General features: G+C 62.5%; 12 protein-coding genes, 1 other RNA gene and 1 pseudogene. 10 read left to right on the top strand and 4 right to left on the bottom strand.

Features of this window, described 5'->3' with window-relative positions:
• Positions 1 to 234 (top strand): annotated as a pseudogene (locus BLO80_RS12085) (IS110 family transposase); the annotation flags it as partial.
• A gap of 177 nt (positions 235 to 411) precedes the next feature.
• Here BLO80_RS12085 and BLO80_RS12080 read toward each other — a convergent pair.
• From BLO80_RS12080 to BLO80_RS12065, 4 genes are all read right to left on the bottom strand, one after another.
• Positions 412 to 990 carry a BON domain-containing protein gene (locus BLO80_RS12080; RefSeq protein WP_030139689.1) on the bottom strand — a complete coding sequence of 193 codons (579 nt, stop codon included), beginning with the start codon at positions 988 to 990 and terminating at the stop codon, positions 412 to 414.
• Positions 987 to 1,580, bottom strand: coding sequence for a phosphoheptose isomerase (locus tag BLO80_RS12075; RefSeq protein WP_007928463.1), 594 nt, complete (start codon positions 1,578 to 1,580; stop codon positions 987 to 989). The genes BLO80_RS12080 and BLO80_RS12075 overlap by 4 nt, the downstream gene beginning before the upstream one ends.
• 102 nt (positions 1,581 to 1,682) lie before the next feature.
• A complete protein-coding gene (locus BLO80_RS12070) occupies positions 1,683 to 2,045 on the bottom strand; it encodes a YraN family protein (RefSeq protein ID WP_060740748.1) in 363 nt (120 codons plus the stop codon).
• Positions 2,045 to 3,856 carry a penicillin-binding protein activator gene (locus tag BLO80_RS12065; protein ID WP_060740749.1) on the bottom strand — a complete coding sequence of 604 codons (1,812 nt, stop codon included), beginning with the start codon at positions 3,854 to 3,856 and terminating at the stop codon, positions 2,045 to 2,047. The genes BLO80_RS12070 and BLO80_RS12065 overlap by 1 nt, the downstream gene beginning before the upstream one ends.
• A gap of 207 nt (positions 3,857 to 4,063) precedes the next feature.
• Between BLO80_RS12065 and rsmI the strand changes: the two genes are divergently transcribed.
• The 9 genes from rsmI (at position 4,064) to mraY (ending at position 13,006) form a co-directional block, all read left to right on the top strand.
• Positions 4,064 to 4,936 carry a 16S rRNA (cytidine(1402)-2'-O)-methyltransferase gene (gene rsmI, locus BLO80_RS12060; protein WP_092331983.1) on the top strand — a complete coding sequence of 291 codons (873 nt, stop codon included), beginning with the start codon at positions 4,064 to 4,066 and terminating at the stop codon, positions 4,934 to 4,936.
• 74 nt (positions 4,937 to 5,010) lie between these two features.
• Positions 5,011 to 5,364, top strand: an RNA gene (gene rnpB, locus BLO80_RS12055) — RNase P RNA component class A.
• Between the two features lie 308 nt (positions 5,365 to 5,672).
• Entirely contained in the window at positions 5,673 to 6,128 is a 456-nt protein-coding gene (gene mraZ / locus BLO80_RS12050; protein ID WP_003205355.1) for a division/cell wall cluster transcriptional repressor MraZ, read from the top strand.
• On the top strand, positions 6,125 to 7,072 hold the full coding sequence (gene rsmH, locus BLO80_RS12045) for a 16S rRNA (cytosine(1402)-N(4))-methyltransferase RsmH (RefSeq protein WP_371914571.1): 948 nt from the start codon (positions 6,125 to 6,127) through the stop codon (positions 7,070 to 7,072). Before mraZ ends, rsmH begins: the two co-directional genes overlap by 4 nt.
• The gene (ftsL, locus tag BLO80_RS12040) at positions 7,069 to 7,362 is read left to right on the top strand and encodes a cell division protein FtsL (RefSeq protein WP_003178214.1); all 294 of its coding nucleotides are present in this window, start codon (positions 7,069 to 7,071) and stop codon (positions 7,360 to 7,362) included. Before rsmH ends, ftsL begins: the two co-directional genes overlap by 4 nt.
• A complete protein-coding gene (locus BLO80_RS12035; protein ID WP_170842280.1) occupies positions 7,362 to 9,101 on the top strand; it encodes a peptidoglycan D,D-transpeptidase FtsI family protein in 1,740 nt (579 codons plus the stop codon). The genes ftsL and BLO80_RS12035 overlap by 1 nt, the downstream gene beginning before the upstream one ends.
• On the top strand, positions 9,101 to 10,564 hold the full coding sequence (locus tag BLO80_RS12030; protein ID WP_072408878.1) for a UDP-N-acetylmuramoyl-L-alanyl-D-glutamate--2,6-diaminopimelate ligase: 1,464 nt from the start codon (positions 9,101 to 9,103) through the stop codon (positions 10,562 to 10,564). The genes BLO80_RS12035 and BLO80_RS12030 overlap by 1 nt, the downstream gene beginning before the upstream one ends.
• Entirely contained in the window at positions 10,557 to 11,924 is a 1,368-nt protein-coding gene (gene murF / locus BLO80_RS12025) for a UDP-N-acetylmuramoyl-tripeptide--D-alanyl-D-alanine ligase (RefSeq protein WP_092331856.1), read from the top strand. Before BLO80_RS12030 ends, murF begins: the two co-directional genes overlap by 8 nt.
• Entirely contained in the window at positions 11,924 to 13,006 is a 1,083-nt protein-coding gene (gene mraY / locus BLO80_RS12020; RefSeq protein WP_039591553.1) for a phospho-N-acetylmuramoyl-pentapeptide-transferase, read from the top strand. Before murF ends, mraY begins: the two co-directional genes overlap by 1 nt.
• Positions 13,007 to 13,010: the final 4 nt, after the last annotated feature.

Below are 13,010 nucleotides of genomic sequence, written 5' to 3'. Positions count from 1 at the left end.
AAAAAGAAGGGACGCCGCTGCCTGTCTAAGCGAGGTGACCCAGAGGCCCGTCGATTGATGCATAACGCCGCGATGTCGGCGAGGCGCACAGCGGCATGGAAGGGTTTTTATGAGGCACTAAGGGCCCGGGGACTCAGCACAACCGAAGCATTAGTAGCACTGGCCCGCAAGCTTGCCCGAGTGGTATTCGCCCTGCTGAAGAATCAGAGCGAATATTTACCGAAAGGCATTTAGGGGGTAGCCCTGCACCATAGAATCTCCCACAGTTTGGATTGAGGGGCTGTAAGGCCGCCTTGCTTTGGCTTTTGATCTTGATCTGGGCGCCCCCAACCAAACAAAAAAACGGCGCTCCCCCTGTATGAGTGAGCACCGTTTTTTAGCCGCATGCAGCCTCAAGAGCCGCGAGTCGCCTCAGTCAATATACTCAAACAACTTGACGATCTTCTGTACCCCGGACACACCCTGCACCAGGTTGGTCGCCTGGGCGGCCTCCTGCTTGGTCAGCAGGCCCAGCAGGTAGACGATGCCATTCTCGGTCACAACCTTGATGCGCGAGCCAGGAATGCTGGCATCGGTGAGCATCTGGGTCTTGATCTTGGTGGTCAGCCAGGCGTCATTCTGGCGCGCCAGCAGGGAGGAGGGTTGCAGGACTTGCAACTCGTTATGCACGGTCTTGACCCGCTGCACGGCGCTGGCTTCCTGCTCGGCCTTGGCCTTGAGGTCGGCGCGTGGGGTCTGGCCGGCCAGCAGTACGACACCGTTGAAGCTGGTGACGACGATGTGCGAGTTGTTGTCCAGGTCCGGGTCGGCCTTGGCAATGTTCACGCCGACCTTGGTTTCAATCAGGGAGTCGTCGATCTTGCTGCCGAAGGTGCGGGTACCGCGGTCGTCTTCAATCGGCTTTTCCCGGCTGGCATTAACCACCGATGTGCAGCCGCTGATGCCGAGGCACAGGGTCAAGGCCAGAAGGCCTAGGCGATTAGGGGTCATTCTTCACTCCCGAACAGTTGGCTGTCGATCAAGTCGCAAAGGCAGTGGATCGCCAGCAGGTGGACTTCCTGGATACGTGCGGTGACATTGGCCGGTACGCGGATCTCGACGTCTTCGGGCAATAGCAGCGATGCCATGCCACCGCCGTCACGACCGGTCAATGCTACGACAATCATTTCGCGATCATGTGCGGCCTGGATCGCTTGAATAATATTGGCCGAGTTGCCGCTGGTGGAAATCGCCAGCAGCACATCGCCAGGTTGGCCCAGGGCGCGGATCTGTTTGGAGAAGACTTCGTTGTAGCTGTAGTCGTTGGCGATCGAGGTGATCGTCGAGCTGTCGGTGGTCAGGGCGATCGCCGGCAGGCTCGGGCGCTCGCGCTCGAAGCGGTTGAGCAGCTCCGACGAGAAATGCTGGGCGTCGCCGGCCGAGCCGCCATTGCCGCACGAAAGCATTTTGCCCTCGTTGAGCAAGGCGTTGACCATCACTTGGCTGGCTTGCTCGATGTGCGGTGCAAGTACGTCCATCGCCTGTTGCTTGGTGTCGATACTGGCCTGAAAAAGCTGGCGAATTCGCGATTGCATGTCCATCTGTGTGACCTTAAGTAGCGCGGCTTATGGGCACAAACATGTGCGGCGCGCAAAGCAAAGAGCAAAAAAGTTAGGTGAAGGTGTCCGGCTCGGCATGGGCGCTCAACTGTCGAAGGCGTTCTGCAGCCAGTTCAACTGGGCGGCGTTGCTGTCGATGGCAACCACGTCGAAGCGGCAGGGATAATCGGCCCAGCGAGACTCGCGTTGCAGGAAATACTGCGCGGCGAACACCAGCTTCTGGCGCTTGCGCTCGTCAATGCTGTCGAGCGCGCCACCCCATTGGGTATTTTTTCTGTAGCGGACTTCGACGAATACTACTGTATCGCCGTCAAGCATGACCAGATCAAGCTCGCCGCGTTTGCACAACCAGTTCTGCGCCACCAGCCGCAGGCCGTGTTGCTGGAGATGCGCGAGGGCCTGGCCCTCGGCATCCCGTCCGCTTTGCTGGCGTGATCGGTCAGGCATCAGCGCTGGGTGTCCGGCAGGCGCTGCACCTGGCCGTTGACGAACTCGGCCCAAGGCAATTGACGCTGTACGCGCTGGGTGGGCGACACGGCCAAGCTGCCCGACAAACCTTCGATGCGACTGTCCGGCAGTGTCTTGAGCTGGCCCAGGCGCGGTGCCAGGCGATAGGCATCCGCGCCCATCGCGTACAACCGACCCAGGCTGCCACCCGCCTGGGGCCACTGCGCGGTGACCTGCTTGCGCAGCGGGTCATTGGCGTCGAGCAGCCACGGGGTTTCGCAGAAGCGGATGCCGCTCATGTCGTTGTACTGGTTCTGGTCGCCGCTGGCGCTGAACACCGAAGACGTCGCGTAGACCGGCACGTCGCCGGCGTATTGGAAGTTCAGGGTTGGCTTGATCTGCTGGGCCTGCTGCGGTGTCGAGGCCAGGAAGATGAACTCGATGTCCTGGCGACGGGACGGCTGGGCCGCGACCGTGGTGCCCACGGTGCTTTGCAGGCTCTTGGCGCGACCTTCGCTTTGGCGCAACTGGAACATGTCGGCGATCTGCTGGGCCAGTTGGACCGGCTGGTCGACCCGTTCGATCGCGACGATGGTGCCGCCGTTGGCCTGCCAGTCCTGGCTGAAGGCTTTGAGTACGCGATCGCCCCATTCGCCCTTCGGTACCATGGCGGCGGCGCGGTGCAGGCCATCGGCGCGGGCGCGACGGGACACTTCGCGAGCTTCGTCCTCGGGTGCCAGGCCGAACTGGAACAGTTGCGGTGGCCCTTGCTCGCCTTCGCTGTAGTTCAGCGCCAGGGTAGTGATTGGCAATTGCGGGCGGGTGCTGATCTGCTTGACCAAGGGTTTTTCCAGCGGGCCGATGACCAGTTGCACGCCGTCGGCCTGGGCCTTGCGATAGAACTCGTCCATGGAGGTCAGGCTGGCGCTGTCATAGAACTGGATGCTGGGCGGCGTCTGCCCGGCCTGCTGGGCCTGGTAGTGCGCGGCCATGAAACCCTCGCGCAAGGCCTTGGCAACCGCTGCCAGCTGGCCACTTTGTGGCAGCAGCAGGGCGATCTTGCTCAGTGGCTGGCTGGCCAGTTCCTTGAGCTTGACCAGGGGCGTCGGCAGTTGCAGGGCAGCGGGGTGCTTCGGGTTCTGTTCGCGCCAGTGGTCGATGGCCGCCTGCTGCTGTTCCAGGGTGCCGGCGGTCTTGACGGCCTGGGCCAGGCTCAACCAGCCGCCGAGGTCGTCGTTGGAGGCGGGCTGCAATTGGTCGGTGGGCAGCGAGGCGATCAGCGACCAGATGGCTTCGTGGTTTTTCGCCGCGGCATCGTCCTTCAGCAAGGGTGCGATGAAGATGCGCTCCTTGGCGGCGGCCAGGGTCTGGCCGTCGGCTTCGAGGGCGCGGGCGCGGACGGTGCCGGTGCGGACCTGCTGCTCCACGGGCATTTCGCTCAGGTGTTGCAGGCTTGGGTGGCTCAGGGCGGTGAGCGCTGCCTTGGGCTGGTTGCGGGTCATCGCCAGTTCCGCCGACAGCGTGCTGGCGAAAATCTGCTGGCCGGGCTTGAGTTGTTCCATCGGCACTTGTTGCAGGATCTGTGCGGACTGGCCGGCATTGCCCTGGCGGTAGGCCAGGTCTGCGGCGCTCAGGCGCAGCAGGGCGGCTTTTTCCGGGGTTTTGCTTTGGGTGGCCTGTTCGAGCAACTGCTCGATACTGGCATCCGGGGTCCGTGGAAGTTCGCCAAGGCTGGACGAGGGCGAGCTGGCGCAGGCCGCGAGGAGGGCAGCGAGGCAGAGGGCGGAGAGCAGCCGCAGGCAAGCGATCATGTAAGTGTTCCCGATACGAGATCAAATTAGCGTCGAATTGTACCCAAGCACTGGCCGGGGCGCGATGTTACTGGTGTGAATCGATCAATTTAGGTATTTCAAAGAGTGCGGCGCGCCACAAAAGACAGGGTATTGCCTCTGTGGTGAACAGCTGAGATGGCTGGCACACGCTACAATGGCGGTTTTTACGATCATGAGGTGCGCGTTTTGACTGCTCCAGGTGCTTTGAATTCCGCTGCCGGCTCGCTTTATGTGGTGGCGACGCCCATCGGCAACCTGGACGATATCAGCGCCCGGGCGCTGAAAATCCTGCAGGAGGTTGCGCTGATCGCGGCTGAAGACACCCGTCACTCCCAGCGCCTGCTGCAACATTTCGGCATTTCCACGCCGTTGGCGGCCTGTCATGAACACAATGAGCGGGACGAAGGCAGTCGTTTCATTACCCGGCTGTTGGCAGGCGACAACATCGCGCTGATTTCCGATGCCGGTACGCCGTTGATTTCCGACCCTGGCTATCATCTGGTGCGCCAGGCCCGGGCGGCGGGTATCAGCGTGGTGCCGGTGCCGGGGGCTTGCGCGTTGATCGCGGCGCTGTCGGCGGCAGGCCTGCCGTCGGACCGTTTCATCTTCGAAGGTTTCCTGCCGGCCAAGGCGGTGGGGCGGCGGGCACGCCTGGAAGCTATAAAGGAAGAGCCGCGTACGCTGATCTTCTATGAGGCGCCGCACCGCATTCTGGAATGCCTGCAGGACATGGAGCTGGTGTTCGGTGCCGAACGCCAGGCGCTGCTGGCCCGGGAGTTGACCAAGACCTTTGAAACCCTCAAGGGGCTGCCGTTGAGCGAGTTGCGCGCCTTTGTCGAAAGCGACAGCAACCAGCAACGCGGCGAGTGCGTCGTGCTGGTGGCGGGCTGGACGCCGCCGCAAAGCGAGGACGCCGTCAGCGGCGAGGCGATGCGCGTCCTGAACCTGCTGCTCGAGGAAATGCCCCTCAAGCGCGCCGCGGCCCTTGCGGCGCAGATCACTGGCGAGCGCAAGAATGTGCTGTATCAGGTCGCACTGGAAAAACAGAAAGACCAGTGAAACCGGGACACGGTGCTGGCCCGGGGCTTTTAGCGCTTGTTCTTCAAGCGCTCTACCGTTAACCTTCGCGGCGGAGAGTCGATCGGACAGTCGCTGCCCTCTATGAGAATTAGGGGGGGGAGGAAAGTCCGGGCTCCATAGGGCGAAGTGCCAGGTAATGCCTGGGAGGCGTGAGCCTACGGAAAGTGCCACAGAAAATAACCGCCTAAGCGTTTCGGCGCCGGTAAGGGTGAAAAGGTGCGGTAAGAGCGCACCGCACGGCTGGCAACAGTTCGTGGCTAGGTAAACCCCACTTGGAGCAAGACCAAATAGGGTCCCAAGGCGTGGCCCGCGCTGGGACCGGGTAGGTTGCTAAAGATGTCCAGTGATGGCCATCGTAGACGAATGACTGTTCAAGACAGAACCCGGCTTACAGATCGACTCTCCACCTTTTCCCTTCCTGCCGGAATCACTGGCAGACGCAGTTCCTAATACCAAAAAAATCTTACTCTTAACAAATCACTTTAACTTGTGCGCGCAGTCCCCTGTGCTGCTTCAGGTTGGAGCGAATTTTCCTACGTCAGATTCTTGTTACCCCTCCTGAAACGCTCCTAAATCTCCGATCTATAAGGCTTTTCCTTCATTACGCGCCTTGACGGTGCGGTGGGCGCATTCCTATAGTGTGCGCAAGTGGCGGAAAGTGGCATGAAGTGGGTTTTTTTGAAGGTAAAACGCCAAAAAGTGGAGAAACGCTGACGTGTTTCGCGGAGCTAACGCTATCAGTCTCGATGCAAAAGGCCGGCTCGCCATGCCCAGCCGGTATCGTGACGAGCTCGTTTCGCGAAGTTCGGGGCAGTTAATCGTCACGATCGACGCCGTTGACCCATGTTTGTGTGTTTATCCTCTGGATGAGTGGGAAATCATCGAAACCAAACTGCGCGCACTGCCTTCGCTGCGTGAAGAAAACCGCCGTCTGCAACGCTTGCTGATCGGTAATGCCGTCGACCTCGAGCTCGATGGCAGTGGTCGTTTCCTGGTGCCCCCGCGCCTGCGCGAGTACGCCAAGCTGGATAAGCGCGCGATGCTGGTGGGCCAACTGAACAAGTTCCAACTGTGGGACGAAGATGCCTGGAATGCGGTTTCTGCCGCTGACCTCGCTGCTATTCAACAACCGGGCGCCATGCCTGACGAACTGCGTGATTTGATCCTGTGACTATTGATAGCGGCTTTAACCACATCACCGTACTGCTTGACGAGGCCGTCGAGGCGCTCGCCGTATGTCCTGATGGCTGCTATCTGGACGGCACGTTCGGGCGTGGTGGGCACAGCCGGTTGATCCTCAGCCAGCTGGGTCCGGACGGCCGGTTGCTGGGGTTCGACAAGGATCCTCAAGCGATTGCCACCGGGCAAGCGCTGGCGGCCGAAGACGGCCGCTTTGTCGTTGTGCAGCGCAGCTTCGCCGAGCTGGGCGCGGAAGTCGCCGAGCGCGGCCTGGCCGGCAAGGTCAATGGCGTGCTGCTCGACCTGGGCGTGTCGTCGCCACAGCTGGACGACCCGGAGCGCGGCTTCAGCTTCCTCAATGACGGCCCGCTGGACATGCGCATGGACCCATCCCGTGGGATCAGCGCCGCCGAATTCGTCAACACCGCCCCGGTGGAAGAAATCGCCCGTGTCTTCAAGGAGTACGGTGAAGAGCGCTTCTCCGGCCGCATGGCCCGTGCCGTGGTCGAACGCCGCGACATCAAGCCTTTCGAGCGCACCGGCGACCTGGCCGAGGTGCTGAAAGTGGCCAACCCGGCCTGGGAAAAGGGCAAGAACCCGGCGACCCGGGCTTTCCAGGGCTTGCGCATCCACGTCAATAACGAACTGGGCGATCTGCAGGTGGGTCTCGAAGCGGCGCTCGAGGCGCTGGAGATCGGCGGTCGCCTGGTGGTGATCAGCTTCCATTCCCTGGAAGACCGTATCGTCAAGCTGTTCATGCGCAAGCTCACCAAGGGTGAAGCCGATAACCTGCCGCGCAACCTGCCGGTGCGTTTCGAAGCCTTCGTGCCGAAAATCAAGATCCATGGCAAGGCGCAGTTCGCTTCCGAAGCCGAACTCAAGGCCAACCCGCGCGCCCGTAGCGCCGTTATGCGCGTCGCGGAGAAGTTGCGGTGAGCAAGCTCTTCGCCAAGCCCCTGCCCGGCGGCAGCTTTTTCATGCTGCTGCTGTTCATCGGCGTGCTCGTGTCGGCCATCGCCGTGTCCTATAGCGCGCACTGGAACCGGCAGTTGCTCAATACCCTTTATAACGAACTCAGCGTGCGCGACAAGGCGCAGGCCGAGTGGGGCCGGTTGATCCTGGAGCAGAGCACCTGGACCGCCCACAGCCGTATCGAAGTCCTGGCCACCGAACAGTTGAAAATGCGCATTCCCGGCGCCGCCGAAGTGCAGATGGTGGCGCCATGATGAAACTCGAAGGGGCGCTGTTCCCGTGGCGGTTTCGTCTGGTCCTGGGCTTGCTCGGGATCATGGTGGCGGCGATTTCGTGGCGCATCATCGACCTGCAGGTCGTCGACCGTGACTTCCTCAAGGGGCAGGGCGATGCCCGCAGTGTGCGGCATATTCCGATCCCGGCTCACCGTGGCCTGATCACCGACCGCAATGGCGAACCCCTGGCCGTGAGTACCCCGGTGACCACCTTGTGGGCCAACGCCAAGGAAATGCAGCTGGCCAAGGAAAAATGGCCGGCCTTGGCCGCCGCACTCGGGCAGGACCCCAAGGCCCTGGCCGAGCGCCTCGAAGCCCAGGCCAACAAGGAATTCATTTATCTGGTGCGCGGCTTGACGCCCGAGCAGGGCCAGAGCGTGCTCGACTTGAAAGTACCCGGTGTCTACGGCATCGAAGAGTTCCGGCGTTTCTACCCGGCCGGTGAAGTCACGGCCCACATGGTCGGGTTTACCGACATCGATGACCGGGGCCGGGAAGGCGTCGAACTGGCCTATGACGAATGGCTCGCCGGAGTCGCCGGCAAGCGACAGGTCATCAAGGACCGGCGCGGCCGGCTGATCAAGGATGTCCAAGTCACCAAAAACGCCAAGGCCGGCAAGCCCTTGGCGTTGTCCATTGACTTGCGCCTGCAATATCTGGCCAACCGCGAACTGCGCAATGCCATCGTCGAGAACGGTGCCAAGGCTGGCAGCCTGGTGATCATGGACGTGAAGACCGGCGAGATCCTGGCGATGGTCAACCAGCCGACCTACAACCCGAACAACCGTCGCAACCTGCAGCCGGCGATGATGCGCAACCGCGCGATGATCGACGTGTTCGAGCCGGGTTCGACCATGAAGGCCGTGTCCATGGCCGCCGCCCTGGAAACCGGGCGCTGGAAGCCGAGCGACACCGTCGAGGTGTACCCGGGCACCCTGCAGATCGGCAAGTACACCATCCGCGACGTGTCCAAGACCGAAGGTCCGGTGCTCGACCTGACCGGCATCCTGATCAACTCCAGTAACGTTGGCATGAGCAAGATCGCCTTCGATATCGGCGGCGAAACGATCTATCGCCTGGCCCAGAAAATCGGCCTCGGCCAGGACACCGGCCTGGGCTTCCCGGGCGAGCGTGTCGGCAACCTGCCGAACTACCGTGACTGGCGCAAGGCTGAAACCGCCACGTTGTCCTATGGCTACGGTGTTTCCGTGACCGCGATCCAGTTGGTCCATGCGTTTTCCGCGCTGGCGAACAACGGGCGCATGGCACCGCTGACCCTGATCAAGACCGACAAGGCGCCGCAGACCACCCAGGTGATCCCGGAAAATGTCGCCAAGACCATGCAGGGCATGCTGCAGCAGGTGATCGAGGCGCCGCGTGGTGTCTATCGCGCCCAGGTGCCGGCCTACCATGTGGCGGGCAAATCGGGTACGGCCCGTAAGACCTCCGTGGGCACCAAAGGCTACGCCGAGAATTCCTACCGTTCGCTGTTTGCCGGCTTCGGCCCGATGAGCGACCCGCGCTACGCCATCGTCGTGGTCATCGACGAACCGAGCAAGGCGGGCTACTTCGGTGGCCTGGTCTCGGCGCCGGTGTTCAGCAAAGTGATGTCCGGCACCCTGCGCCTGATGAACATTACCCCGGATAACCTGCCGCCGACCCAGCAGGCCAATACCGCACCGGTCGTTCCCTTGAAAGCCGAAGGAGGGCGTGGCTGATGTCCCTGAGCCTGAACAAGATTTTCGCCCACGCCGGTCACGATCTGCTGATTCGTGAATTGGCCCTGGACAGCCGCAATGTACGCGCCGGGGACTTGTTCCTGGCGGTGCCGGGCGCCCGTGTCGATGGCCGCGACCATATCGCAGACGCCCTGAAGCGTGGCGCGGCTGCCGTGGCTTATGAAGTGCGAGGCGCCACCGTGCTGCCGATCACTGACGTGCCCTTGATTCCGGTCAAGGACCTGGCGGCGCAGCTGTCGGACATCGCCGGGCGTTTTTATGGCGACCCGAGCCGTCACCTGAACCTGGTGGGCGTGACGGGTACCAACGGCAAGACCAGCGTGACCCAGCTGGTGGCCCAGGCGTTGGACCTGCTCGGCCAGCATTGCGGCATTGTCGGCACCTTGGGCAACGGTTTTCATGGCGCACTGGAGAGCGGCCTGCACACCACGCCGAACCCGATTGCCGTGCAAGCGACCCTGGCGGACCTGAAGAAGGCCGGTGCCAAGGCTGTTGCGATGGAAGTCTCGTCCCATGGCCTGGATCAGGGCCGGGTGACGGCGCTGGCATTCGATGTGGCGGTGTTGACCAACCTGTCTCGGGACCACCTGGATTACCACGGCACCATGCAGGCCTACGGTGAAGCCAAGGCCAAGCTGTTTGCCTGGAATGATTTGAAATGCCGGGTCATCAACCTCGATGACGAGTTCGGTCGGCAACTGGCCGCCGACAAGCGCGAGTCCCGGTTGATCACCTATAGCCTGGAAGATACCAGCGCCTACCTTTATATACGTCAGGCCCAGTTCAACGACGAAGGCGTGCGCGCCACGCTGGTCACGCCCCAGGGCGAGCACCACTTGCGCAGCACCTTGCTCGGCCGCTTCAACCTGAGCAACGTATTGGCGGCCATCGGCGCCTTGCTCGGCCTGGACTACGCGCTGGACGAAATTCTCAAGGTGTTGCCAAAGCTGGAAGGGCCCGCCGGGCGCATGCAGCGACTGGGCGGTGGGGCGCAACCGTTGGTGGTGGTCGATTACGCCCATACCCCCGACGCGTTGGAAAAAGTCCTCACGGCCTTGCGTCCTCACGCCAAGGGCAAGTTGCTGTGCCTGTTTGGCTGCGGTGGCGATCGCGATCGCGGCAAACGCCCGTTGATGGCCGAAGTCGTGGAGCGGCTGGCAGACGGCGTGCTGGTCACCGACGACAACCCGCGCAGCGAAGACCCGCTGCGGATTTTCGACGACATCCGCGCCGGTTTTACCGCTGTGGATAACGTTACCTTCGTCGCCGGTCGCGGCCAGGCCATCGCCCAGTTGATCGCCAGCGCTTCGGCGGACGATGTCATCGTCCTGGCCGGCAAGGGCCACGAGGACTATCAGGAAATCAACGGCGAACGCCATGCGTTCTCCGATCTGGTGGAAGCCGATCACGCCCTGACCGCGTGGGAGGTGGCCCATGCTTAAGGCCCTGAAACTCAGCGAACTGACCAACGCCCTGAATGCGCGCCTCATCGCCGCGGACGCCAGTTTCGACGGCGTCAGCATCGACAGCCGAGCGATCGCACCGGGGCAATTGTTCGTCGCCCTGGCCGGGCCGCGTTTCGATGGCCACGATTACTTGAACGAGGTCGCGGGCAAAGGTGCGGTCGCGGCCCTGGTCGAGCGGGAAGTGAGCAACAGCACGTTGCCGCAATTGCTCGTCAACGACACCCGCCAGGCCCTGGGCCAGCTCGGTGCGCTGAACCGTGCGGCGTATGGCAACCCGGTCGCCGCCATCACCGGCTCCAGCGGCAAGACCACGGTCAAGGAAATGCTCGCCAGCATCCTGCGCACCCGCGGTCCGGTGCTGGCGACCCGGGGCAACCTGAACAACGACCTCGGCGTGCCGCTGACCCTGCTGGAACTGGCGCCGGAACACAGTGCTGCCGTCATCGAGCTGGGGGCTTCGCGGCTCGGCGAGATTGCCTACACCGTGGCCATGACCAAGCCTCATGTGGCGGTGCTCAACAACGCCGGTACCGCCCACGTCGGCGAGTTCGGCGGCCCGGAAAAAATCGTCGAGGCCAAGGGCGAAATCATCGAAGGGCTGGATGCCAATGGCATCGCCGTGCTGAATCTCGATGACAAGGCTTTTGAAATCTGGAAGACCCGTGCGGGCGAGCGCAAGGTGCTGACCTTTGCCCTGAGCAACCTCGCCGCGAATTTCTACGCCAGCGACCTGGACCGTGATGCCCGTGGTTGCCCGGCCTTCAACCTGCACAGCCCCGACGGCGCCGAGCGGGTCCAGTTGAACCTGCTGGGCACCCATAACGTCGCCAACGCCCTGGCCGCGGCGGCTGCCGCCCATGCCCTGGGCGTGTCGCTGCCGGGCATCGTCGCCGGGCTGAACGCCGTGCAGCCGGTCAAGGGGCGCTCCGTTGCGCAACTGGCCAGCAACGGCATGCGCGTCATCGATGACACCTACAACGCCAACCCGTCGTCCATGTGCGCGGCCGTGGACATCCTCGCCGGTTTCTCCGGCCGCACCGTGCTGGTGCTGGGGGATATCGGTGAACTGGGCGAATGGGCGCAACAGGGCCATCACGACGTTGGTGCCTATGCACGCGGCAAGGTGGATGCGCTGTATGCGGTCGGTCCGATGATGGCCCATGCGGTCGCCGCGTTTGGCGAACACGCGCGGCATTTCACCACTCAAGCCGAACTGATCCAGGCCCTGGGCGCCGAGCAGGACCCGAACACCACCTTATTGATCAAGGGCTCACGCAGCGCAGCGATGGAAAACATCGTCGCGGCACTGTGCGGCGCCTCCACGGAGAAACATTAATGCTGCTGCTGCTAGCGGAGTACCTGCAACAGTTCCACAAAGGCTTCGCGGTCTTCCAGTACCTGACCCTGCGCGGGATCCTGGGTGTGCTGACCGCGTTGTCGTTGTCGCTGTTCCTGGGCCCGTGGATGATCCGCACTCTGCAGAACCTGCAGATCGGCCAGTCGGTCCGTAACGACGGTCCGCAATCGCACCTGTCAAAATCCGGCACCCCGACCATGGGTGGCGCGTTGATCCTGTCGTCCATCGGCATCAGCACCTTGCTCTGGGCCGACCTGGCGAACCGCTACGTCTGGGTCGTGCTGCTGGTGACCCTGTTCTTCGGCGCCATCGGCTGGGTCGACGACTACCGCAAGGTGATCGAGAAGAACTCCCGTGGGCTGCCAAGCCGCTGGAAGTATTTCTGGCAATCGGTGTTCGGCCTCGGCGCGGCGATCTTCCTTTATATGACCGCCGCCTCGCCGGTGGAAACCACCCTGATCCTGCCGATGCTCAAGGACTACAGCATTGCGCTGGGCGCAGGTTTCATCGTGCTGACCTACCTGGTCATCGTCGGTTCGAGCAACGCGGTCAACCTCACCGACGGCCTCGACGGCCTGGCGATCATGCCGACGGTCATGGTCGGCGGCGCGCTGGGGATCTTCTGCTACCTGTCGGGTAACGTGAAATTCGCTGAATACCTGCTGATCCCTTATGTGCCGGGGGCGGGCGAGCTGATCGTGTTCTGCGGCGCACTGATCGGTGCCGGCCTGGGCTTTTTGTGGTTCAACACCTACCCGGCGCAAGTCTTCATGGGCGACGTCGGCGCGCTGGCGCTGGGCGCGGCCCTGGGCACCATCGCTGTCATCGTTCGCCAGGAAATCGTCCTGTTCATCATGGGCGGCGTGTTCGTGATGGAGACCCTGTCAGTCGTCATTCAGGTTGCTTCCTTTAAATTGACCGGCCGCCGCGTATTCCGCATGGCGCCGATCCACCACCACTTTGAACTCAAGGGCTGGCCCGAGCCGCGTGTGATCGTCCGTTTCTGGATCATCACCGTGATTCTGGTGCTGATCGGCCTTGCCACCCTGAAGCTGAGGTAGAACG

Origin of the sequence: Pseudomonas sp. NFACC56-3 (genome assembly GCF_900100025.1) — a bacterium.
Lineage (GTDB): Bacteria > Pseudomonadota > Gammaproteobacteria > Pseudomonadales > Pseudomonadaceae > Aquipseudomonas > Aquipseudomonas fluorescens_AA.
Note: the sequence above shows the minus strand (reverse complement) of the source record. Positions and strands in the feature narration are given on the sequence as shown.

What these genes read in the sequence shown, in the direction of transcription:
- murF (WP_092331856.1), top strand. Translation starts at nt 10,557, where the DNA reads ATGCTTAAGGCCCTGAAACTCAGCGAACTGACCAACGCCCTGAATGCG.
- BLO80_RS12080 (WP_030139689.1), bottom strand. Translation starts at nt 990, where the DNA reads ATGACCCCTAATCGCCTAGGCCTTCTGGCCTTGACCCTGTGCCTCGGC.
- BLO80_RS12070 (WP_060740748.1), bottom strand. Translation starts at nt 2,045, where the DNA reads ATGCCTGACCGATCACGCCAGCAAAGCGGACGGGATGCCGAGGGCCAG.
- BLO80_RS12035 (WP_170842280.1), top strand. Translation starts at nt 7,362, where the DNA reads ATGAAACTCGAAGGGGCGCTGTTCCCGTGGCGGTTTCGTCTGGTCCTG.
- BLO80_RS12065 (WP_060740749.1), bottom strand. Translation starts at nt 3,856, where the DNA reads ATGATCGCTTGCCTGCGGCTGCTCTCCGCCCTCTGCCTCGCTGCCCTC.
- mraY (WP_039591553.1), top strand. Translation starts at nt 11,924, where the DNA reads ATGCTGCTGCTGCTAGCGGAGTACCTGCAACAGTTCCACAAAGGCTTC.
- BLO80_RS12030 (WP_072408878.1), top strand. Translation starts at nt 9,101, where the DNA reads ATGTCCCTGAGCCTGAACAAGATTTTCGCCCACGCCGGTCACGATCTG.
- BLO80_RS12075 (WP_007928463.1), bottom strand. Translation starts at nt 1,580, where the DNA reads ATGGACATGCAATCGCGAATTCGCCAGCTTTTTCAGGCCAGTATCGAC.